This window comes from Streptomyces sp. NBRC 109706, from assembly GCF_000974485.1.
Lineage (GTDB): Bacteria > Actinomycetota > Actinomycetes > Streptomycetales > Streptomycetaceae > Streptomyces.
In genome coordinates, this window is record NZ_BBOM01000006.1 from 477,568 (window position 1) to 499,957 (window position 22,390).

At 70.8% G+C, this 22,390-nt stretch carries 20 protein-coding genes and 1 riboswitch; of the genes, 12 read left to right on the forward strand and 8 right to left on the reverse strand.

All coding sequences use genetic code 11. From position 1 onward, the window contains the following. Window positions 1-84 precede the first annotated feature (84 nt). A complete protein-coding gene (locus AOM46_RS12415; protein WP_062209829.1) occupies window positions 85-1,461 on the forward strand; it encodes a serine hydrolase in 1,377 nt (458 codons plus the stop codon). A 43-nt stretch (window positions 1,462-1,504) separates the two neighbouring features. On the opposite strand, the gene AOM46_RS12420 is transcribed toward AOM46_RS12415, so the two are convergent. After that, the gene (locus AOM46_RS12420; protein WP_062210761.1) at window positions 1,505-1,954 is read right to left on the reverse strand and encodes a GNAT family N-acetyltransferase; all 450 of its coding nucleotides are present in this window, start codon (window positions 1,952-1,954) and stop codon (window positions 1,505-1,507) included. Between the two features lie 228 nt (window positions 1,955-2,182). Here AOM46_RS12420 and AOM46_RS12425 point away from each other — a divergent pair, with 228 nt between their 5' ends. After that, on the forward strand, window positions 2,183-3,382 hold the full coding sequence (locus AOM46_RS12425) for a globin domain-containing protein (RefSeq protein WP_078856744.1): 1,200 nt from the start codon (window positions 2,183-2,185) through the stop codon (window positions 3,380-3,382). Window positions 3,383-3,396: 14 nt separating this feature from the next. Beyond that, window positions 3,397-4,245 carry a pyridoxamine 5'-phosphate oxidase family protein gene (locus AOM46_RS12430; RefSeq protein ID WP_062209832.1) on the forward strand — a complete coding sequence of 283 codons (849 nt, stop codon included), beginning with the start codon at window positions 3,397-3,399 and terminating at the stop codon, window positions 4,243-4,245. Here the strand turns inward: AOM46_RS12430 and AOM46_RS12435 are convergent, their stop codons facing one another. The 5 genes from AOM46_RS12435 to AOM46_RS12455 form a co-directional block, all read right to left on the reverse strand. After that, complete coding sequence (locus tag AOM46_RS12435; RefSeq protein ID WP_062210767.1) at window positions 4,246-4,749, reverse strand: NUDIX domain-containing protein; 504 nt, start codon at window positions 4,747-4,749, stop codon at window positions 4,246-4,248. Window positions 4,750-4,842: 93 nt separating this feature from the next. Then, window positions 4,843-5,988: a cystathionine gamma-lyase gene (locus AOM46_RS12440; protein WP_062210771.1), complete on the reverse strand. Its 1,146-nt coding sequence runs from the start codon at window positions 5,986-5,988 to the stop codon at window positions 4,843-4,845. Window positions 5,989-6,159: 171 nt separating this feature from the next. After that, window positions 6,160-7,059, reverse strand: a complete 900-nt coding sequence (locus tag AOM46_RS12445) for a fructosamine kinase family protein (RefSeq protein WP_062209834.1) — start codon at window positions 7,057-7,059, stop codon at window positions 6,160-6,162. 76 nt (window positions 7,060-7,135) lie between these two features. Next, window positions 7,136-7,672 carry a low molecular weight protein-tyrosine-phosphatase gene (locus tag AOM46_RS12450; protein WP_062209837.1) on the reverse strand — a complete coding sequence of 179 codons (537 nt, stop codon included), beginning with the start codon at window positions 7,670-7,672 and terminating at the stop codon, window positions 7,136-7,138. Between the two features lie 39 nt (window positions 7,673-7,711). Beyond that, window positions 7,712-8,083 (reverse strand): phage holin family protein, encoded by a 372-nt coding sequence (locus tag AOM46_RS12455; RefSeq protein WP_062209839.1) that lies wholly within the window; start codon window positions 8,081-8,083, stop codon window positions 7,712-7,714. Window positions 8,084-8,131: 48 nt separating this feature from the next. Here AOM46_RS12455 and AOM46_RS12460 point away from each other — a divergent pair, with 48 nt between their 5' ends. Together AOM46_RS12460 and AOM46_RS12465 are read left to right on the forward strand one after the other, a co-directional pair. Next, window positions 8,132-8,449 carry a cupin domain-containing protein gene (locus AOM46_RS12460; protein ID WP_062209841.1) on the forward strand — a complete coding sequence of 106 codons (318 nt, stop codon included), beginning with the start codon at window positions 8,132-8,134 and terminating at the stop codon, window positions 8,447-8,449. Window positions 8,450-8,647: 198 nt separating this feature from the next. Further along, a complete protein-coding gene (locus tag AOM46_RS12465) occupies window positions 8,648-8,857 on the forward strand; it encodes a DUF5326 family protein (protein ID WP_062209842.1) in 210 nt (69 codons plus the stop codon). Here the strand turns inward: AOM46_RS12465 and AOM46_RS12470 are convergent. Next, complete coding sequence (locus tag AOM46_RS12470) at window positions 8,826-10,217, reverse strand: YibE/F family protein (protein WP_078856746.1); 1,392 nt, start codon at window positions 10,215-10,217, stop codon at window positions 8,826-8,828. The genes AOM46_RS12465 and AOM46_RS12470 overlap by 32 nt on opposite strands. Window positions 10,218-10,290: 73 nt before the next feature. Next, a riboswitch (TPP riboswitch) is annotated at window positions 10,291-10,402 on the forward strand. Here AOM46_RS12470 and thiC point away from each other — a divergent pair. From thiC to AOM46_RS12505, 7 genes are all read left to right on the forward strand, one after another. Beyond that, entirely contained in the window at window positions 10,395-12,044 is a 1,650-nt protein-coding gene (gene thiC, locus AOM46_RS12475; protein WP_062209843.1) for a phosphomethylpyrimidine synthase ThiC, read from the forward strand. It overlaps the preceding riboswitch by 8 nt. Window positions 12,045-12,301: 257 nt before the next feature. Then, window positions 12,302-14,227: an NAD(P)-binding protein gene (locus AOM46_RS12480; RefSeq protein ID WP_062210773.1), complete on the forward strand. Its 1,926-nt coding sequence runs from the start codon at window positions 12,302-12,304 to the stop codon at window positions 14,225-14,227. 312 nt (window positions 14,228-14,539) lie between these two features. Further along, complete coding sequence (locus AOM46_RS12485; protein ID WP_062209844.1) at window positions 14,540-16,846, forward strand: excinuclease ABC subunit UvrA; 2,307 nt, start codon at window positions 14,540-14,542, stop codon at window positions 16,844-16,846. Between the two features lie 216 nt (window positions 16,847-17,062). Continuing rightward, window positions 17,063-17,668, forward strand: a complete 606-nt coding sequence (locus AOM46_RS12490; protein WP_234313754.1) for a DUF1707 and DUF4190 domain-containing protein — start codon at window positions 17,063-17,065, stop codon at window positions 17,666-17,668. A gap of 128 nt (window positions 17,669-17,796) precedes the next feature. Further along, a complete protein-coding gene (locus tag AOM46_RS12495) occupies window positions 17,797-18,603 on the forward strand; it encodes an Fpg/Nei family DNA glycosylase (protein WP_062209846.1) in 807 nt (268 codons plus the stop codon). Window positions 18,604-18,807: 204 nt separating this feature from the next. Next, complete coding sequence (locus AOM46_RS12500) at window positions 18,808-19,782, forward strand: glycosyltransferase family 2 protein (RefSeq protein ID WP_062209847.1); 975 nt, start codon at window positions 18,808-18,810, stop codon at window positions 19,780-19,782. Further along, on the forward strand, window positions 19,779-21,137 hold the full coding sequence (locus AOM46_RS12505) for a polysialyltransferase family glycosyltransferase (RefSeq protein WP_062209848.1): 1,359 nt from the start codon (window positions 19,779-19,781) through the stop codon (window positions 21,135-21,137). Before AOM46_RS12500 ends, AOM46_RS12505 begins: the two co-directional genes overlap by 4 nt. Window positions 21,138-21,248: 111 nt before the next feature. On the opposite strand, the gene AOM46_RS12510 is transcribed toward AOM46_RS12505, so the two are convergent. Further along, the gene (locus AOM46_RS12510) at window positions 21,249-22,349 is read right to left on the reverse strand and encodes an acyltransferase (protein WP_062209851.1); all 1,101 of its coding nucleotides are present in this window, start codon (window positions 22,347-22,349) and stop codon (window positions 21,249-21,251) included. Window positions 22,350-22,390: the final 41 nt, after the last annotated feature.

The window sequence follows — 22,390 nt, forward strand, 5'->3', positions numbered from 1 at the left end:
GAGCGTCGCGCTACGGGGCATGGGGTACATCTAGTGACCATGACGGAAAGCCGCGCCGCATCCCAGAGGCCAGAGAAGTCCGCTGTGCCCGAGCCCACCGCCGCCGAGCCGCTGCCGGAGACCCGGCGCGAGCTGGCGTACCGCGTGGCGCGCGGTCAGGCCGAGGGGCGCGCGCCCTCGTTGGTCGCGACCCTGGTGCGCGACGGCGCGCCCGTATGGCACGGGGGCGCGGGGGAGCTGCCGGCGGAGGTGCCGAGCGAACAGGTCCGCTACCGGATCGGCTCGATCACCAAGACGCTCACGGCCGTCCTGGTGCTGCGGCTGCGCGACGAAGGGCTGATCGATCTCGATCAGCCGGTGGGACGCTGGCTGCCCACCCCGTACGGCGGCGAGGCGACCGTGGCCCAACTGCTCTCGCACACCACGGGCCTGGCGTCCGAGGCGGCGGGCCCCTGGTGGGAGCGGACGGACGGTGCGCTGCGCCCCGAGTTGGCCGACGTGTTCGGCCCCGATCCGCAGAAGCATCCGCACGGCCGCAGGTTCCACTACTCCAACCCCGGTTACGCGCTGCTCGGCGCGCTGGTGGAACGGCTGCGCGGCGAGGACTGGTTCGGGGTGCTGCGCCGCGAGGTGCTTCAGCCGCTGGGCATGACCCGCACCTCCTATGCGGCCGAGGAGCCGGCGGTGCGCGGCTGGGCGGTGCATCCGTACGCCGATCTGCGGCAGCCGGAGCCCGCGGTGGACACGGGGCGGATGGCGCCGGCCGGTCAACTCTGGTCGACCAGCGAGGATCTGGGGCGGTTCGCGGCGTTTCTGCTGGCGGGGGACGAGGCCGTGCTGAGCGCGGACAGCGTGGCCGAGATGCGGGTGCCGGCGGTGCCGCCGGAGCCGGCCGACTGGTCGGTGCTCTACGGCCTCGGCCTGCAGCTGGTGCGCGAGAACGAGCGGCTCTATGTCGGCCACGGCGGGTCCATGCCCGGCTTTCTGGCCGCGCTCTGGCTGGATCCGGAGGAACGTTCGGCCGCCGTGGTGCTGGCCAACGCGACCTCGGGTCCCGGAACGACCGGCGTGGCCCGTGGCCTGCTGGGTGCGCTGCGCCGGCACGAGCCCGCCTTCGCCACGCCCTGGCGGCCGGCCGAGGGCGTCGACCGGGCGTTGCTGCCGCTGACGGGCAGCTGGTTCTGGGGCACCGCCGGCTATCTGCTGCGGCTGGGCGGGGCCGGCTCGGTGTCGCTCACGCCCGCCGGTGGCCTCGGTCCGCGCGGCTCGGTGTTCCGGCGGGTGGCGGACGACGAGTGGGTCGGCCTTGAGGGGTACTTCGCCGGCGAGACGCTACGGCTGGTGCGCGCCGCCGACGGCCGGGTCAGCCATCTCGATCTGGGGTCGTTCTCCTTCACCAGGGAGCCCTACGCACCGGACACCGCCGTGCCCGGTGGCGTCGACCCGGAGGGCTGGCGCTGACCCGGCGGACGGGCCGTCACGCGCTGGCGCGCCGGGGTGCGGGTCAGAGCGGGAGCTTGTAGCCCACATGGGTCGCCTCGAAGCCCAGCCGTTCGTAGAACCGGTGCGCGTCCGCCCTGGTCCGGTCCGAGGTCAGCTGGACCAGGGCGCAGCCGTGCGAGCGCGCCTCCTCGACGGCCTGCCGGATCAGCCAGCTGCCGAGCCCGCCACCCCTGTGGTCCGCCCTGACCCGCACCGCCTCGATCAGTGCCCGGGACGCGCCCTGGCGGGAGAGCCCGAACAGAATGCTCAGCTGCAGCACCCCGACCACCGCGCCCTCCTCGTCGGCGACCAGCAGATGCTGTTGCGGATCCCCCTCGATGCGGGCGAAGGCGGCCCGGTAGGGGGTGAGATCGGCCGGGTTCTCCCGAGTGGCGCCGAGGGGATCGTCGGCCAGCATGGCGACGATTTCCGGAACGTCGGCCGAAGTCGCGTGACGCAGAACGATATCCATGGGCGCCAGCATAAAGAATGGGTAGGAAACGGGTGAACGCCGCGTTCTCGCGCGGGACTTGTGTCTCGGCCGTATAACGGTAAGGTCAGTTCCGCATCGGGGCGGCGCGCAGCCGTTCAGTTTATGAGATATGGGGGGCTCGCTGGCCGGGTTCCGGTTAACAACCCCGCTGCCGGTGAGCGTGCTGACACGCTGTGCGACCGGGAGTTGATCTAGGCGAGGCAGGGCATGACCGCGATATCGGCCGACGACGGTGCCACCACTCGACGCGAGTTCGGGAGTGGGCGGCCCCCGTCGCCCGACGCGGAGGTGGTGAGACGCACGCTGGCGGAGATCGAGCCGGTCGCCGACGAGGCGACCTCGTACTTCTACGCGCTGCTGTTCACCTACGATCCACAACTCCGCGAAATGTTCCCCGCCGCCATGGACGCACAACGCGACCGGATATTCGGCGCGTTGCTCACCGCCGCCGAACATATAGACGACACCCGCACGCTCACCGAGTATCTGCGGGATCTCGGCCGTGGCCATCGAAAGTACGGCACCAGGGCCGATCAGTACCCGCTGGTCGGCGAGTGCCTGATGTACGCGCTGGAACGTTACGCCCCGGGCACCTGGGGGCCCGAGGCCGAGGCGACATGGGTGCGTACCTACACCCTCATGTCGCAGACCATGATCGACGCGGCCGCCGAGGACGAGATGCACGCGCCGCCGTGGTGGGACGCGGAGATCGTCTCGCACGAGCGCCGCACCCACGATGTCGCGGTGGTGACCGTCCGTCCCGACCAGCCGTACTCGTTCCGCGCCGGGCAGTACGCCAGCATCGAGACGCCCTGGTGGCCGAGGGTGTGGCGGTCCTACTCCTTCGCGTCCAGGCCGCGTTCGGACGGGCTGTTGTCCTTCCATGTCAAGGCGGTGCCGGCCGGCTGGGTCTCGCGTTCGCTGGTGCACCGCGCCCGGCGCGGCGATGTGATCCGGCTCGGGCCGCCGGCGGGATCGATGACCCTGGACAACACCTCGGGGCGCGGCCTGCTCTGTGTGGGCGGCAGCACGGGCATCGCGCCGATCAAGGCGTTGGTCGAGGATGTCGCGGAACGTGGCGATCAGAGACCGGTCGAGGTCTTTTTCGGAGCGAACCGCGACGCCGAACTCTACGATCTCGACTCCTTTCTCGACCTTGAGCGACGACACCGCTGGCTCGCCGTGCGTCCCGTGGTCGCCGAGTACGCGACGGTCGGCTTCGCCGGGCAGCTCCCCGAGGCGGTCCGCCAGTTCGGCCCCTGGCAGGAGTTCGACGGCTATCTCTCCGGCCCTCCGCAGATGATCCGCAAGGGCGTCGACGCCCTGGTGTCCTGCGGCATTCCGGCCAACCGGATCCGGCATGACTTCATCGGCACACTGATCGGCTCGGCAGGCGCCGGAAAGTAAGAAAGTACGCAGGCATGGCAGGCACAACGGGCAACGGTCCTCCGGCGGAGCCGACCCGCCGCGCGGCACTTCCGGGCAGCGACGGCGAACACGCTCTCCAGACGCGGTGGGGCACCGAGGAACGCGCCGACCGCTTCTACCGGGAGCAGGTACTCGACCATCTCAACGAACGGATGCGGGAGTTCGTCGCCGGCGCGGAGATGTTCTTCCTGGCCACCGCCGACCGCCACGGCGAGTGCGACAACACCTTCAGGGCCGGTCCGCCCGGCTTCCTGCAGGTCCTCGATCCGCACACGCTCGTCTATCCCGAGTACCGGGGCAACGGGGTGCACGCCTCGCTCGGCAATCTCGCCGAGAACCCGCACGCCGGGCTGCTGTTGATGGACTTCGAGACCGCCAGGATCGGCCTGCACATCAACGGCCGCGCCCGGGTGGTGCCCGAGGCCGAACTCCGCGCCGCCCACCCCCGGCTGCCGGTCGAGTCGGTGCCGGGCCGGCGCACCGAGGTCTGGGTGCGCGTCGATGTGGTGGAGGCGTACATCCACTGCGCCAAGCACATCCCGCACCTGGTCAGGGCCCCGAAGCGCACCTCCCGCGACTGGGGTACGGACGACGGGCGGCGCAAGGGCGGCGACTTCTTCGGCGCGGCCAGGGAGGCGCAGCGCCGCCGCACCAGGGAACTCCACCAGCACGGCGTCCCGTTGGCGCTCTCCCGGGTGGCCGCGCCCGGCCTCGGGGCGGGGGCGCCGGGGGCGCCGGACGCGGCCCAGTGGCGTGCGGAGGCCGAGCGCGCGCTGGAGCGCGCACGCCGGATCGAGGGCCCTTCGGCCCCGACCGCCGGCGGCGGCAGCTGGTTCGGCTGATCAGCCGCGCCCGACCGCGAAGTCGGGGGCGAGCAGCGCGTGGATGCCGGCGATGTTCCTGGTGAGATAGGCGTTGAGGCTGGGCGGCACCACATCGACCGAGGTCAACCCCTCGGGGGTGAACGGGAGTCGGACGATCTCGTACGTCCCGCGCGGCCGCGTCACCTCGGGGCCGTGCCGTAGCGCCGGATCCATCGAGATCAGCCGGCAGACGAAGAAGTGCTGGACCTTGAGCCCGGGCGGAACGTTCTCGTCGGGCTCGGGCAGATGCGGAACGGTGTCGACGAAGGCCGGCACCACATCCGTGATCCTGGCCCCCAACTCCTCGAAGACCTCGCGGTGGAGGGCGGCGACAACGCTCTCGTCCGTGGGCTCGACCCCGCCGCCCGGCGTGATCCAGTACGGCGGGCTGCCTGGCCTGGTGCGCTTGATGACGATGAGCTCGTGGCCGTCCAGCAGGATGGCCCGTGCGGTGCGCTTGACCACGGGTTGTTCCTGGTCCATGGGGTTGATGTGGCCCATGGGCCGGTCCGCGAAACCTCCCCGCCGGGCCGGAGCGCCGAGCGGGGCGGTTCCGGCGCCGGCACCAGCGCGGTTTCAGCTCCGCGCGGCGGCGTCCAGCGCGCGACGCACATCGGCCACCAGGTCCGCGGCGTCCTCGATGCCGACCGAAAGACGGACAAAGCCCTCCGGCACCGCGTCCCCGCCCCATCGGCCGCGCCGCTCGGCGGTCGACCTGACCCCGCCGAAGCTGGTGGCGTCGTCCACCAGCGTCAACTCGGCCAGGAACCGCTCCGCGTGCTCGCGGTCGGGCAGCGTGAACGAGACCACACAGCCGAAGTACCGCATCTGTCGCGCCGCGAGCCGGTGTCCCGGATCCTCCGGCAGCCCGGGGTGCCGAAGCCCGGTGACCTCCGGCCGTTCGGCCAGCGCCCGGGCGACGGCCAGCGCGTTCTCCGCCTGGCGGGCCACCCGCAGCTGGAGGGTGGCCAGGCCCCGGTGTGCCAGCCAGGACTCCAGCGGTCCGGCGATCGCGCCGGTGGTGGTGCGCCACTGGCGGATCTCGGCCAGCAGTTCGGCGTCCCGGGCCGCCACATAGCCGAGCAGCACATCGCCATGTCCGTTGAGCGCCTTGGTACCACTGGCCACCGCGAGATCGGCGCCCAGCTCCAGCGGGCGTTGACCGATCGGGGTCGCCAGGGAGTTGTCCACGGCGACCAACGCGCCCCGGGCGTGCGCCTCCTCGGCGAGCCGGCGGATATCGCAGATGTCGAGGCCGGGGTTGGACGGCGTCTCCAGCCAGAGCAGCCGCACCGGCGAACCGTCCCGGTGCGCCTCGTCCAGCGCGGCGAGTTGGGCGTCGCCGCCGGTGGGGGCGGTCCTGGCGTGGATGCCGAGGGCGGTGAGGCGCTGGCGCAGCTTGGGCCAGATCTGGTAGCCGTCGTCGGGCAGCACCACCGTGTCGCCCGGGCGCACCAGGCTGAACATCACCGCCGAGATCGCGGCCATGCCCGAGGGGAAGACGGCCGCCTGGGCCGGCTCGTCCGGCGACTCCAGCTCGGCGACGGCGCTCTCCAGGGCGACCCAGCTGGGGTTGTTCTCCCGGCCGTAGCCGAACGGGGCCACGGCCGGATCGCCCGGCAGATGGAAGTGCGCGGCCAGCACGGGGGGCGGGACCGGGGGCTGGTAGGGCTCAGCGGCCGGCAGCCCGGCCCTCACCGCGCGCGTTCCCTCACCGGTCATCGCTTCACTCCCGCTGTCGTCGCCGCTGTCGCGCGCGCCCACGTCCACGCCGGTGTACACGTCACGGCTGCGCCGAAATCACCGCACAAGTGTATGACCCGCCACAGGTCGGCGCGCGGTCCGAGGTCGGGGGGCGGTCGGGGGCGTCGGGGCCGTCGGCGGGGCGCGGCTCTACGGCCGTGCGGCCAGCGCGCGGCGCGCGGTCTCGCCGCACCGTCGGCCGTAGCCGCCGCCGAAGAGGACCGCGTGCGCCAGCAGGTGCTGGAGCTGGTGGAGGGGGATCCGGGGGGCCCGGTGCGGCAGCGGGCGAAGTTCCTGGTAGGCGGCCAGCAGACGGTCCAGATGGGGGCAGCCGAAGAGGTCGAGCAGCGCCAGGTCCGTCTCGGGGTGGCCGCCCTGGGCCGAGGGATCGATCAGCTGCGGGCGTTGGTCCGCCGTCCAGAGGATGTTCCCCGACCAGAGATCGCCATGGATCACGGCCGGCGGTTGCGGCGGCCCGGCGACATCCTCGACGCGCTCGCAGAGTCGGGTCACGTCGCGGGCGTCCTCGGGCGCGATGCCGCCGTTGTCGACGGCCATCGCGAGGAGTGGCAGCAGCCGGTGGGTCGCGTGCCAGACGGGCCAGTCGGCCGGCTCGTCGACGGGCGTGGCGCCGCTGGTCAGCCGCAGGGTGCCGAGGTGGAGCGGTCCGTCGGTGCCGTAACGGGGCGCCGGTGTGGCGTGCAGCGCGGCCAGTTGGCGGCCGAGCCGTTCCGCCTGGGCGGCGGTGGCCTCGCCGGGATCGGCCCAGCCGAGGACCAGCAGCCCCGGCAGCGCGGCCAGCACCTCGGGCACCGTCACCGTTCCGGTGGCCCGGAGCAGGTCCAGGCCCGCGGCCTCGATGGTGAAGAAGTCGGCCGGCGCACCGTCCCGCACCTTGGCGAAAACGGTGCGCCCGTCGTCGAGTCGGACCCGGTAGGCGTCGCAGATATCGCCCCCGGTCAGCCGGCGGGGAACGCCCCGGGGGCTGCCGCCGGTGACGGCCGCCACCCGGTGCCCCAGGGCGACGGCCCCGTCGTCAGCGATCGTCATATCGGCCTTCTCCCGGCGTTGGCGGTGCCGCCGATGGCGAGAGGCCCGGGCCGTCCGCGTCCCGGCCCGGGGTGCCTCAGGCGGGGTGTTCCGAAGGTTCCGCGTGCTCTGCGGGTCCCCGCATCGTGCCGAGCAGCCCCGGCAGGGCGGACTCGATGATGTCCAGGCAGTCGGCGAAGCCCTCGTCGTCCCCGTAGTAGGGATCGGGAACGTCGAGATCGGCCTCCCCGGCCCCGCCGGTTCCGTCGTCCGTCGGAGGGGCGAAGGAACGCAGCAGCCGGATCTTGTCCGCGGCGTCCTGGTCGGGCGCCAGTCCGCGCAACTCCCTCTGGTGGCCCGAGTCCAGCGCGATCACCAGGTCGTAGCGGTCGAACCAGTCGGCCAGGAACTGGCGGGCCGTGTGGTCCCTCGGCCCCGCCGGATAGCCGGCCGCGTTCAGGGCGGCCACCGCCCTCGGATCGGCGGGCATCCCGGCGTGCCAGCCGCCGGTGCCCGCGCTCTCCACCACGATGCCGGTGTCCAGACCCTCGTCCACCAACCGGGCACGCAGTGCCGCCTCCGCCATCGGGGAGCGGCAGATGTTGCCCGAGCAGACAAAACAGATGCGGTACATACGGTCGTTGACCCCGTTTCTGATTGCTTCGGTCGCGGTTCAGTCGCGATCGAGGACCAGGTTGACCGCCCAGGACACGATGGAGATGATCAGTCCGCCCAGCACCGCGGATCCGAAGCCCCCGACGTCGAACCTGTCGCCGGCCAGCCAGCCGGTGAGCATCAGCATCAGGGCGTTGATCACCAGAGTGAACAGGCCGAGGGTCAGGATGAGCAGGGGGAGGGAGAAGAGCTTCACGATGGGCTTGACGATCAGGTTCACCAGACCGAAGATCAGCGCCACAATAAGCAGGGTCACGGCCTTGCTGCTGGTGCTGTCGCCGTTCTCACCGAGGGTGATGTCACTCACCAGCCAGACGGCTGCGGCCAGAGCAACCGCATTGGCAACGAACTTCATGAGGATGGTTGTCATACGGGAGATCGTTTCAGATGGCAGTGGCGGCGCAAGGGGAATGAGCCGATGAAGGAGTTCCGGCTGGATCGGCTGGACATGGAGCGTGCTGCCCACAACGGGGCCTACCTGCGGTTTCTCCGCGAGCCCACGATGTCGGCCGGTTTGTACGCTTTGGCGGTCGGCGCGCAGGACACCCAGCGTCCACAGCGGCAGGACGTTCTCAACTTCGTTGTCAGCGGTCGCGCCTCGATGACGGTGGGTGACGAGACCACCATGGTGGCGCGCGGCAGCGTCGTCTATGTGCCCGCCGGGGTCCCGGCCCGGTTCCACCACATCACCGAGGACCTGCGGGTGATGATCGTCTTCTCGCCCCCCGAGGGGTGAGCCCCGGCCGGCCGGCCGTCGACGGAGCACGGAGGTCTCAGGGTTCTCCTCAGGGGACGGTCAGGGGAGGACCGGGGCTGGTGAGGCTCCCGCGAACACCGGGTACGCGCTTAGCATCGAACCATCGAGTCAGCACGCCGTCGGGTCGGTTTTCCGATCGTCCGACGGGAGGAATCGCGCGGAACAGGAGCCGGGTCCATGAAGGAAGCCTTTATGACACTGCCGTGGTGGGTGCGGTGGATCGCCATTCCCGCCGTCGCGTTGGTGGTCTTCGGCGGCCTGCTGATCTCCGTGCTGACCTGGGTGGTCGGGCTGCTCTTCCGCATCCTGCTGTTTATCGCCGTGGTCGCCGTGTTGATCTTCGTGGTGCGGAAGTTCACCTCTTCCTCCTCCGGCGGTGGCTGGTAGGACGCTCCCGCCCCGGCGCCCGCGTCCAGCGTTGATCCGCCCAGCTGGTGCCGGTCCGCTCCGCCGCCCCGCTCCCGCCGGACGGCGGGGGAGTCCCCCGCCCGGGCGGCTGGCCGGAAGCCGCCGGCTCCGCACCGCCACGGTCGGCGCTCACCACCAGAGCGGCCAGCAGCGTGGTCACCGGCACCGAGGCCACCAGACCGATCGAACCGACCAGCGTGCGCACGATCTCCTCGGCCACCAACTCGCTGAACGCCACCGTCTCCACGCCGCTGCGCGCGATGCTGAACAGCAGCAGAAGCGGCAGCGCCGCGCCCGCGTAGGCCAGCACCAACGTGTTCACCACGGACGCGATATGGTCCCGCCCGATCCGCATCGCCGCACCGTAGAGCTGACGCCAACCCGCCGTCGGACTGGCCAGTTTCAGCTCCCAGACGGCGGAGGTCTGGGTCACCGTCACATCGTCGAGCACCCCGAGTGAACCGATCAGGATGCTTGCCAGCAGCAGCCCCTTGATCTCGATCCCGGGATAGAGGTTGTGCACCAGACCGGTCTGGTCGTCGGTGTTTCCGGTCAGATGTGCCCACCCGATAAACAGGGAACCCAGCACACCGATCAACAACAGCGACACCAACGTGCCCAACACGGCAACGGACGTACGCGCGTTGATCCCGTGACACAGATAGAGCGTCACCAACATGATCACGCTGCCGCCGATCACCGCCACCAGCAGCGGGTTCGAGCCATGGAGCACCGCCGGCAGGATGAACAGCGTCAGCACCAGGAAGCTCGCCACCAGTCCGACCAGCGCCAGCAGCCCACGCATCCGCCCCACCGCGACCACCACCAGCGCGAAGAGCGCGGCCAGCAGCAACATCGGCACCTTGCGGTCCACATCGACGACGCTGTACTGCAACTCCTCGGGCGCCTCCGGGGCATAGGCGACCACCACGCCCTGCCCCTCGTGGAAGCGTTTGGTGGCGTCCGGCGGCACCACCTCGGTGAAGGTGCGTCCGGCGTCGGGGCCGCTGGTCACCTCGACGGTCGCCTGCTCACAGGCGCCCGTGACACTCTCCGGCACCTGGACCCCGAGGTCGGCGCAGGGCCGCTCCACCAGCTCGGTCACCCGGGCATCCTCGTGCTGTTGGTCGAAACCGACGCCGGTCCGCTCGTCCTGCTCGGGTGCGCCCCCGGGCCACAGCCAGACCAGGCCGACGGCCATCAGCACGCCGAACGGGATCAGCACGGCGGCTATCACCCGCCGCAGATGCGCGGAGACGGGGGCGGCGGGGCCGTGCTGATGGGTGTGGCCATGGGGGTGCGCCTGGGGATTGCTCAGGGGATCATCGGGTGCGGTCACCTTCCGATCATCACCTAAGAAACCGGGCCCTCTGTTCATCACGGCCGGTGTGCCCTTAGCGTGGAGGGGCACGACATGTCATCGCGGGAGCTTCGAGCACGAGGCTGAGAGGGCGCTGCGGCTGCGCCGACCGCCGAACCTGTTACCGGGTAATGCCGGCGTAGGGAGCAAGGTCTGATGACCGATCAACAGCACACCGGTGCGTCCGGCGCGCCCGTCCTCGGCGCGCATAAGGCGTATATCACCGGATCACGGCCCGATATCCGGGTGCCGGTGCGACGTGTCCACCTCACCGACGGCCACGCGGTGACCCTGTACGACACCTCGGGCCCCGCCACCGACCCGTCCGTGACCACCGACGTCAAGCGGGGGCTGCCGCCGCTGCGGCGCCCCTGGATCGAGGAGCGGCACGCCGACGGCACGGGGGCCGTTACCCAGCTGGCCTATGCCAGACGGGGCGAGATCACCCCCGAGATGGAGTTCGTCGCCCTTCGGGAGGACCGCTCGCCCGAGTTCGTCCGGGACGAGATCGCGGCCGGCCGGGCCGTGTTGCCGGTCAATATCCGTCATCCGGAAGCGGAGCCGATGATCATCGGCAAAAACTTTCTGGTCAAGGTGAATGCCAATATCGGCAACTCCGCGATCACCTCGTCGATCGACGAGGAGGTGGAGAAGATGACCTGGGCCACCCGATGGGGCGCGGACACCGTCATGGACCTCTCCACCGGCAAGGACATCCACACCACCAGGGAGTGGGTGCTCCGCAACTCCCCCGTGCCCATCGGCACCGTGCCGCTCTACCAGGCCCTGGAGAAGGTGGGCGGCAAGGCAGAGGAACTCAGCTGGGATGTCTACCGCGAGACGGTGATCGAGCAGGCCGAGCAGGGCGTGGACTATATGACGGTGCACGCCGGCGTACTCCTGCGCTATGTCCCGCTGACCGCGCGCCGAAAGACCGGCATCGTCTCCCGAGGCGGCTCCATCATGGCCGCCTGGTGCCTGGCCCACCACCGGGAGAGCTTCCTCTACACGCACTTCGCCGAACTCTGCGAGATCCTGCGCGCCTACGACATCACCTTCTCGCTCGGCGACGGCCTGCGCCCGGGATCCATCGCCGACGCCAACGACGACGCGCAGTTCGCCGAGCTGCGCACCCTCGGCGAACTCAACCGCGTCGCCAGGGACCACGACGTCCAGACGATGATCGAGGGCCCGGGCCATGTCCCCATGCACAAGATCAAGGAGAACGTGGACCTCCAGCAGGAGATCTGCGACGAGGCCCCGTTCTACACGCTCGGCCCGCTGACCACCGATATCGCTCCCGCCTACGACCACATCACCTCGGGCATCGGGGCCGCGATGATCGCCTGGTGGGGCACCGCGATGCTGTGTTACGTGACCCCCAAGGAACATCTCGGGCTGCCCAACCGGGACGACGTCAAGACGGGCGTGATCACCTACAAGATCGCGGCCCACGCCGCCGACCTGGCCAAGGGCCACCCCGGGGCGCAACGTTGGGACGACGCGCTCTCCGACGCGCGGTTCGAGTTCCGCTGGGAGGACCAGTTCAACCTCGCCCTCGACCCGGACACCGCCCGCGCCTTCCACGACGAGACCCTGCCCGCCGAACCGGCCAAGACCGCTCACTTCTGCTCCATGTGCGGTCCCAAGTTCTGCTCGATGAAAATCAGCAGAGCCGTTGTGGACAAATACGGCCCCGGCGGGGATGAGGAGTTGACCGAGGAACAGATCCAACAGGCCATGCTCACCAAGTCCCGCGAGTTCGCCGAGGCGGGTGGGCGCGTGTACCTGCCGTTGGTCGACTGACGCGTACCTGCGACTGATGGGGCGGGCCCGAAGCCCCGCTTCGGCCCGCCCGGTCGGCGCACCGGCGACGCGATTTACGGTGATTTGTTCGTGAACTGCCGGCCGTGACCGGCCCCGACGACCAACCGTGCCGGCCCACCGCCCTGACCGGCCGATGTTACTTATCGTAGTCGTGCAACCAAAGGGTGGGGCTCGCGCGTCTTCAAGATGTGTTCCCACTACCCAGCCAGGGGCAGCGCCCCGTGCTCACCGGCCACATGGTGGTCTGTGGCGATGACGCGTTAGCCGTTCGGCTCGCCGCCGAGTTGCACGATGTCTATCGGGAGCGCGTCACCCTGGTGGTGCCCGCGACGGACGGTGCCGGTGGGGGGTCGGGGGCCGTGATGGGGCGGGCGCGGGTCTCGGCGTTGCTGGGGCGGGTCTCCGCCGCCGTGATCCGCCCGTCCGCCGGATCGGCGCCGGCCGCCGACGACACCACCGGCGGCGGCATCCGGATGCCCATAGGCGAGATGAGCGCCGACGAGCCCACCGAGGAGGTGCTGCTGCGCGCCGGCGTCGCCCATGCCACCGCGCTCGCCCTGGTCTACGACGACGACGAGACCAATCTGCGCGGCGCGTTGGCCGCCCGTCGGCTCAATCCGCAGCTCCGTCTGGTGATCCGGCACTACAACCGCCGCCTCGGGGAGCATCTGGCCCAACTGCTCGACCAGGCCGCCGCGGTGGCCCTGCCCGGGCTCGATCCGACCACCCTGGACGCCTCCACCACGGTGCTCTCGGACGCCGACACGGCCGCGCCCGCGCTGGCCGCCACCGCCGTGGCCGGCACCCGCAAGGTGGTGCAGGCCGACGGCCTGCTGTTACGCGCGGTGGAGCGCACCCCGCCGGCCAGCGGCGAGATCGCCGACCCCGGGCTGTGCACCCTCGCGCTGCTCTCCTCCACCGTCAACGACCCGGCTGGCGCCGAGGGTTCGGACAGCAGCGGTTCGCAGGGGCCCCAACTGCTGCCCGACGACCAGGAGGTGGGGGCGGCCACCGGCCGGGGCACCGTGGTGCTGGAGACGGTGGCACACACCGGGCGCAGCCTGCCGCCGCGCCGGTTGGCCAGGCGTAGCGCCCCGCTGGCGGAGATCTTCTCCCGGCGGCTGCGGCTCTCCCTGCTCGGCGTCGCCATCGCGGTCTTCGGGCTGGCGTTGGCGCTGTGGCGGACCACGGACCACCATGTGCTGCACGCGGCCTATCTGACGCTGCTCGATCTGTTCGCCATCGGCGACCCGGCCGTGGACGAGCCCGTTCCCCGGCAGACCATCCAACTGGTGTCGGGGCTCGTGGGGTTGGCGCTGCTGCCGATCCTGATCGCGGGCGCGCTGCAGGCGTTCGGCGCCTTCCGTGGCTCGACCAACCTGCCGCGCCCACCGCGCGGCCTCTCCGGCCATGTGGTGCTGCTCGGCCTCGGGAAGATCGGCAGCCGGGTGCTGGAGCGGCTGCGCGAGATGGACATCCCGGTGGTGTGTGTGGAGGAGGATCCGGAGGCCAGGGGCATCCCGCTGGCCCGCAGGCTCCAGGTGCCCGTGGTGCTCGGCGATGTCACCCAGGAGGATGTGCTGGAGTCGGCGAAGATCCATCGGGCGCGTGCCCTGTTGGCGCTGACCAGCGAGGACGCCACCAATCTGGAGGCGGCGCTCTATGCCAGGGGCATCAAGCCGGATCTGCGGGTGGCCCTTCGACTGTACGACGACGACTTCGCCACCGTGGTCTACCGCACGTTGCGGGCGGCCCACCCGGAGGCGCTCACGCGGAGCCGGAGCGTGTCCACGCTGGCGGCGCCTGCGTTCGCCAGCGCCATGATGGGCCGGCAGATCCTGGGCGCGATACCGGTCGAACGCAAGGTGCTGCTCTTCGCGGCGCTCGATGTGGCGGGCTTCCCGCAGTTCCACGGCCGTACGGTGGCCGAGGCGTCGCGGCCCGGAGCCTGGCGGGTGCTCGCCCTCGACACCGCCGAGCCGGCCGATCGCCAGCCGGATCTCACGGCGTTCCGCTCGGAGAGCGGCCGCCCCCAGCCGGCCGGCCTGCTGTGGGACCTCCACCCGGGGTATGTGCTGCGCGCCGAGGACCGGGTGGTGGTGGCCGCGACCAGACGTGGCCTGGCCGAGCTGCTGGGCCGGGGCGGTTCGGGCCCGCGCTGAGCGGGCCGCCCCGTCGGGGGAGGGCCAGCCGCCACGAGCCGGGGTCGAGGTCGCCGAGTGGGCAGGGAGGGTGATCTCGCCGTGCCGCGCCCGGAGTTGCCGGCGCTGATCGGCGCAGTCGACGATCCGCCCCGTGACGGCCGCGCTGCCGTTCCTCCGTCCCGTCCGGTAACCACCCAACCCAGGGCGGGCGCGGGGCCGTTGTCAGTGCCGGGTGTCATCATCGGAAGTCCGCACCCGATCCCGCCGCCCGGCTCTCCAGCGCCCGGCGTTCCCGCACCTCGGGCCCGTCCCAGAACCTCAGGAATGATGATGTCCGCCGAGCAGTCACCCCAGCATCTGTCCGAACCGTCCGGCTCGTTCGCCGCCGACCAGCACGATCAGATCCAGGTGCGGGGCGCCCGGGAGAACAACCTGCGCGATGTCTCGCTGGACATCCCCAAGCGTCGGCTGACGGTCTTCACCGGAGTCTCGGGGTCCGGGAAGTCCTCCCTTGTCTTCGGGACCATCGCGGCCGAGTCCCAGCGGCTGATCAACGAGACCTACACCGCGTTCATCCAGTCGTTCATGCCCAGCCAGGGGCGTCCGGACGTCGACGGGCTGCACAACCTCAGCGCCGCCATCGTCGTCGACCAGGAGCGGATGGGCGTCAACTCCCGTTCCACCGTGGGCACGGTCACCGACGCCTACACGATGCTGCGGATCATCTTCAGCCGCCTCGGCACCCCGCATATCGGCACCTCGACCAGGTTCAGCTTCAACAGCGCCGAGGGCATGTGCCCCCGGTGCGAGGGCATCGGCGAGGTCAGCAGGATCGATGTCGACCAACTGGTCGACCGCGAGCTGTCCATGCGGGACGGCGCGATCACGGTGCCCGGGTTCGAGGTGGACTCCTGGTACTGGCAGGTGATGGCCGGCTCCGGGCTCTACGACCCCGACACCCCGCTCAAGGACTTCACCGAGACCGAGTGGGAGGACTTCCTCCACAAGCCGACCACCAAGATCAAGGTCGGCACCAGCAACATCACCTACGAGGGCCTGGTCACCAAGGTCCAGCGGATCTATCTCAGCAAGGACCGGGAGTCCATGCGCCCGGGGCTGCGGGCCTTCGTCGACCGGGCCGTGGTCTTCGCCGAGTGCCCCTCCTGCGGGGGCAGCAGGCTCAACGAGGCGGCGCTCGGCTGCACCATCGACGGCGTCAACATCGCCCGCTGCTCGTCGATGCAGATCAACCAACTCGCCGATTTCGTCGGGGGGTTGCGGGCGCCCGAGGTGGCGCCGCTGCTGATATCGCTGCGGCAGCTGCTGGATTCGCTGGTGGAGATCGGGCTCGGCTATCTCAGCCTGGACCGCCCCTCCTCCACGCTCTCCGGGGGCGAGTCGCAGCGGGTCAAGATGGTGCGTCATCTGGGGTCCAGCCTCACCGACATCACCTATGTCTTCGACGAGCCCACCACCGGGCTGCACCCGCATGACATCCAGCGGATGAACGCCCTGCTGCTGCGGCTGCGCGACAAAGGCAACACCGTGCTGGTGGTGGAGCACAAGCCCGAGGTGATCGCGATTGCCGACCATGTGGTCGATCTGGGGCCCGGCGCGGGCACGGACGGCGGTCGGATCTGTTACGCGGGCCCGCTCGACGGGCTGCGCACCTCGGGCACGCTCACCGGCCGGCATCTGGAGCACCACGTCGGTCCCAAGGTCTCGGTGCGCCGGCCCACCGGCCGGCTGTCGATCGCCGGCGCCAAGCTGCACAACCTCCAGGACGTGCATGTGGACATCCCGACCGGCGTTCTCACGGTGGTCACCGGCGTCGCCGGCTCAGGGAAGAGCTCGCTGATCCATGGCTCGCTGCCCGGCCGGGAGGGCGTGGTGGTCGCGGACCAGACGCCGATCCGCGGCTCCCGCCGGTCCAACCCCGCCACCTACACGGGGCTGTTGGGCCCGATCCGCAACGCCTTCGCGAAGGCCAACGGCGTCAAGCCGGCGCTTTTCAGTGCGAACTCGGCCGGTGCCTGCCCCAACTGCAACGGCCTCGGCCTGGTCTACACGGATCTGGCCATGATGGCGGGCGTCGCCTCCGTCTGCGAGGAGTGCGGGGGCAAACGATTCACGGCCGAGGTCCTCGGCTACCGGCTGCGCGGCAGGAGCATCAGCGATGTGCTGGACATGTCGATAGCCGAGGCGCACACGTTCTTCCCCTCCGGCCAGGCCGAGGTCATCCTGGGGCGGCTGAACGATGTGGGCCTCGGCTATCTGCGGCTCGGTCAACCGTTGACCACCCTCTCCGGGGGCGAACGACAGCGGCTCAAGCTCGCCATCCATATGGCGGAGCGCGCGGCCATCTACGTTCTGGACGAGCCCACCACCGGTCTGCATCTGGCCGATGTCGATCAACTGCTGGCGCTGCTCGACCGGTTGGTGGATGCCGGCAACACGGTGGTGGTGATCGAGCATCATCTGGCCGTGATGGCGCACGCCGACTGGCTGATCGATCTGGGCCCGGGCGGCGGGCAGGAGGGCGGCCGGGTGATCTTCACCGGCACCCCGGCCGAGATGGTGGCGGAAGGCGACACCCGCACCGCCACCCACCTGCGGAGTTACGCCCGACGCGGCTGAGCGGCGCCGGCTCCGCCCCCGCCCGCCCCGCGCCCGGGGGAGGGCGAGGCCGGCCCAGGGCGGCTTATCCGGTTGCGAACGCGCTTGGCCCCATGGGAACTTTCGGGCTGGCCTGGGCGTCTGCTGGGTAGGGGAATAGCGACTTCCGGCTCTGGCGGGCGCTGTCGCGGCGCGACCGTCGAGTGGGTGGGGCGATCGGGGAGGCTGCTTGTGTCCATGGAGTACTGGCAGGGGGGACAGCCGGGGTCGCCGTCCATGATGCGCGCGTCGGACAGCGATCGTGAGCGTGCCGCCGATGTTCTCAAGGCGGGCTTCGCGGAAGGCCGCCTGAGCAAGGACGAGTTCGACGCGCGGGTGAGCCGCCTGCAGCAGACCACCACCTATGCGGAGATCCAGCCGCTGCTCGCCGATCTCCCCCAGGGCCCCATGCCCGTGCCGTCGCCTCCCCCGGCGACGACGCCCTATCCGCCGACCGTCGCGCCGACGTTCGTCATCCAGCGGCCCCCGTTCCCCGGCCCCTACGGCCCGGCGTACGGCGGGCCGCCGCGTCCGATCTACCACGCGCCGCGTCCGCTGCCGTTCCCCCCGCCGCCCCAGACCAACGGCATGGCCGTGGCCGCCATGGTCTGCGGCATGTGTGGCTTCTTCACCTACGGGGTGACGGCCATCCCCGCCGTGATCCTGGGCCACTGCGCCCGGTCCAGGATCCGCCGCACCGGCGAGACCGGGGACGGCATGGCCAAGGGCGGCCTCATCATGGGCTATCTGGTGCTGTCCCTGATGACTGTCGGCATCACGCTGCTGGCGATCTTCGCCAGCTAGCCGGATCCGGGCCTCGCCGGACACGTGCCAGGCCGAACACGAGCCGCGCCGGATCCGATCCGCGCCGGCGTCTTCCGGGGTTTCCGGTGCGCGTGCGGGCGTCGGCTGTCGCGGAGCATCATGGAGAGATGCCCGAGGGAGACACGGTCTGGCTGACCGCACGCCGGCTGGACGAGGCGCTGCGCGGCCGGACGCTGGTCCGGTGCGATCTGCGGGTCCCCCGGCTGGCCACGGTCGATCTGCGTGGGCGGGCCGTGCGGGAGGTCGTCCCACGCGGCAAGCATCTGCTGACCCGGGTCGAGGGCAACGTCACCCTGCACTCCCATCTGCGGATGGACGGCGCCTGGCGGGTCTTCGACAACGGTGAGCGCTGGCGCGGCGGCCCTGGCCACCAGATCCGGGCCGTCCTCGGCAACGAGCAGCGGGTCGCGGTCGGCTACCGCCTCCCCGTGCTGGACCTGCTGCGCACCGACCGGGAGCAACGCGTCGTCGGACATCTCGGCCCCGACCTGCTGGGCCCCGACTGGGATCCGGAGGAGGCGCTGCGCCGGCTGCGCTCCCAACCGGAACGTCCACTCGGCGACGCCCTGCTCGACCAGCGCAACCTGGCCGGCATCGGCAATGTCTATCTGGCCGAACTCTGCTTCCTGGCCCGGGTCACCCCCTGGCTGCCCGTCGGCGAACTCGCCGAGCCCGAGGAGCTGTTGGCCACCGCCCAGCGGCTGCTCACGGCCAACAGGGAACGCTTCGACCGCATCACCACGCCGCCCGCCGAACGGCGCTCCCGGCTCCATGTCTACGGCCGCGCCGGCCGGCCCTGTCTGCGCTGCGGGACCCCGGTGCGGGTCACCGCCGACGCCCATGGCGAACCCGGCCGGGAACGCCCCACCTACTGGTGCCCGCACTGCCAACCCGGCCCGCCGCCCCCGCGCTGAGCGCGCGACCGCCGCCACCGGCCCGCCGCCCCCGCGCTGACCGACGCTCCGGCGACCCCTCCGGTCAACCCTCTGACCAGGAGAAATGCCATGAATCACCGAGCGTACACATATGGTTCACCACCCGGTCATCCGGCCTTATCCTGACCCGCTGATCAGGTGTTTACCGTCGCATAGATTCTGCCTACGGCTTCTGGAAACCTGGTGCCAAAACTCTCTGTGATCGTCACCTGCCACAATGTGCAGGAGTTCCTCCCCACCACCCTGCGCGGACTGGCCCGGAACGCCGGTCCGGAGACGGAGTTCATCCTGGTGGATGACCGTTCCGTCGATGCGACGGGAGAGATCCTGGGCCGTGCCGAGGGGGAGCTGCCTCGGTCCAGAGTGATCAGGCACGCGACCAACCAGGGGATCTCCCAGGCCCGCAACACCGGGATCGAGGCGGCCGGCGGCGCCTATGTCACCTTCCTGGACGGGGACGACTGGTACGCCCCCGGCTATCTCGGGGAGCTGGTCGCCGCGATCGAGGAACTGGACTGCGATGTGGTGCGCACCGACCATGTGCAGTCGACCGAACGCAGGCGCACCGTGGTGCGCGCTCCCTCACCGCGCCGGGACGCGGCCTTCGATCCCAGGGAGGCGATCGGCCCGGCCGACCGGAAGACCATGGTGGACTACCCCTTCGTCTGGGCCGGCATCTACCGCCGCGCGCTGCTCGACGAGCAGGAACTGCGTTTCACCCCCGGCCTGCGGACCGCCGAGGACCGGTTGTTCACCTGGCAGTTGCATCTCCGCGCCCGCACGATGGCCACGGTGGGGCTGCTCGGCGTGTTCTACCGAAGGGGAGTGACCACGTCGTTGACGCAGATCAAGGACGAGCGGCAGTTGGACTTTCTGCCCGCCCACGACCAGATACTGGCCGAGGTGCAGGCCGACCACGAGAGCGAGCGTTTCCTGCCCAAGATCGTCCGCACCTACTGCGCGATGATCGCCTTCCATGCCGCCAACGCGGACGGCTATGAGCCGACCGCCGCTCGCCGGCTGCGTCGGGAGGCGGCGGCCGCCCTTCATCGCTTCCCGCCGGCACTGCTGGAACGCACGCTGACGGCGATGGGCGAGGAACGCGGGCGGGTGCTCCGCCGGTTGGCCGGCCGGAGCCGGAAGGCGGTCACCGCATGACCGGGCGGCGGCGTATCCAGATCTTCGAAGCGTCCACGCTCTATGGCGCGGCCACCCTGGCCGCCGCGTTGGACGCCGGACGGTTCGGCCCACGGGGCTCCGCGCGGCGGCTGTTGCTGCTCTCCAACAACGCGGCCGTCCCCGAAACGGCCGCCGGGCTCCCGGATATGACCGGCTGGCGGCAGGTCGCCTCCCGGTATGACGCGGTACTGGACTGGAACGAGGCGATCCGACCGTTCCATCCGGGGGACTGGCGCCCCGTGGACCGCGACGCCCCGCTGTGGCAGCGCCTGCTGCGCCGCTACTGGGAGCTGGGCGACGGGCCGATCGAGCTGGTCGTCGAGTCGGTGCATGCCGCTCCGGCCGCCGCCCTGGCGACGATCTTCTCGGACGCGGACCTCCATGTGTACGCGGACGGCCTGATGAGCTACGGGCCGACCCGGGAACGGCTGCCGGTGGGCACCGCCTGTCGGATCCGTCGGCTGCTCCACCTCGATCTGGTGCCTGGGCTGCGCCCGCTGCTGCTCTCCGAGTATGGCGTGCCGGCCGAGACCGTGCCGAGCGACAGCTTCCGCGCGATCCTCGACGAGATCACCGAGGCCAGTCCGGGGCCGTCCGAGGAGATGGGGGTCGAACGTCCGGCGGTGCTGCTCGGTCAGTATCTGGCCGCGCTGAACATCCTTACCGAGGCGGAGGAGGAACAGCTGCACGAGCGGATGCTGCGGGGCGCGGCCCGGGCCGGCTTCCGTTCGGTGGTCTTCAAACCGCATCCCACCGCGCCCGTGCGCTACTCCCGTCTGCTGGAGAAGGCCGCGGCCGAGGCGGGGGTGCGGCTCACCGTGCTGGACACCCCGATGCTGGCGGAGACCGTCTTCGCGCGTTACCGCCCCGGTCTGGTGGTGGGCTGTTTCTCCACCGCGCTGCTGACGGCCTCGGTCTACTACGGAATCCCCGTCGCCCGGGTCGGCACCGGGCCGCTGCTGGAACGGATCACGCCGTACCAGAACAGCAACCGGGTGCCGCTGACCCTGGTGGACGCGCTGCTGCCCGATCTGGAGGCGACGGCGAAGGGCGAAGTGGTCACGGACCGCCCGACCCTGGCCCAGGAGGTGCAGCCGCTGCTCCGCACCGTCGGCTACTGCATGCAGGCCAAGGCCAACCCCGGGCTGCGCGCGGAGGCCGAGCAGTGGCTGGACGCCGAGCTGGGACCCGCCACCCACCGCTATTTCAAGCGGGCCCGCCTCACCGCGTTGGCCCTGCCGGGCGGCTTCGGCTCCCAGCTGGCCCGCCAACTCCCCGGCAGCGGCGCGGCCCTTCGTGTGGCCCGCCGCGTCCGCAGGGCCACCCGTCGATAGCGCCCGGCGCCCGTAAGTCGGACGCGGCTCGCGGCCCGGGCGCGAACCCCCGCCGGGACGGCCATGTTTCACGTGAAACGGCCCCCGCCGGACGGGGGTTGTGCGGGTGGGTCAGCCGAGGGCGCGGCGGAGGCCGAACCGGCCCCAGAGGAGGCTCGCGGTATAGGAGAGGGCGATGGTCGCCAGCAGCACCCCGGGGAAGAACACGGCCGTCTGGACTCCCGAGAGGTCGGGCTCCAGCAGGCGCACCACAAGCTCCTCGACAAACAGGACATGCACCAGATAGGCGCCGAGTGCCGCGTTGGCCAGCTTGTTGACCAGGGGGCGGCGGCGCTCCGGGACCCGGACACGGACCAGGAGCAGCACCACACAGACGCTCAACACCGCCACAAACGGGTGGGCGTTGGGGATCACATAGTGGATATCGGTGTTGTACCAGACGATGCCGGCGACGGCGGCGAGGCCGGTGAGGGCCAGCGGCCAGCGGTACCGCGTGGCCACCGCGCTCGCGCTGGCCAGCAGGAACGCGCCGCCGATCGCATAGATGACCGAGTAGGTGCCAAAGCCCCAACCCACCCGGGGCATGGTCCACCCCGTGATCTCGTGGAGTGTGGTCAGTGTCGGGCCCAGCCCCGCGATGCCCATCAGCAGCAGGCCGAGACCCCAGGGCCGGGCCCCCGCCCGGAGCAGCACCACAAAGCCCAGCATCACCACGATGGGCAGGTAGGCGTACATGAACCACAGGTGGTAGGCCGGCTCGACCGAGTCGAAGAGGGAGTCGACGGCCAGGTCGGTCATCGGCTTCTCGTTGCGGTCGCGCAGCCAGGCCCACAGGAGGTAGATGGCGGTCCAGACGAACATCGGCACCAGGTTGCGCCGCAGGCGTTGCCAGAGTCGTCCGCTGGTCCGGGGCGGCGCGCCGGAGATCACCGCCCAGCCGGCTATCGCGAAGAACACCGGTACCGCGAACGACGTGATGGAGTCGCCGACGAAGCCGGTCCAGTAGACCGCCGCGCCCTCCGACTCCCGCTGGTCGACGGCGTGGATCAACGAGGCGCTGACATGGGCCGTGATCACCGAGCAGGAGGCGACCAGCCGCAGGAGGTCGATGTCGTGGCGGTGCTCCCGGGCGGGGGGCGACGGTGCGGCGGCGGTGGCCGAGGTGTGGCCGTTTCTGGAAACGGCGGCCGTGGGTGCGGAGTTGCTGGGCATGGTTCCGATCGTCAGTCGTCAGAGGTGCCCACGGATGCCGC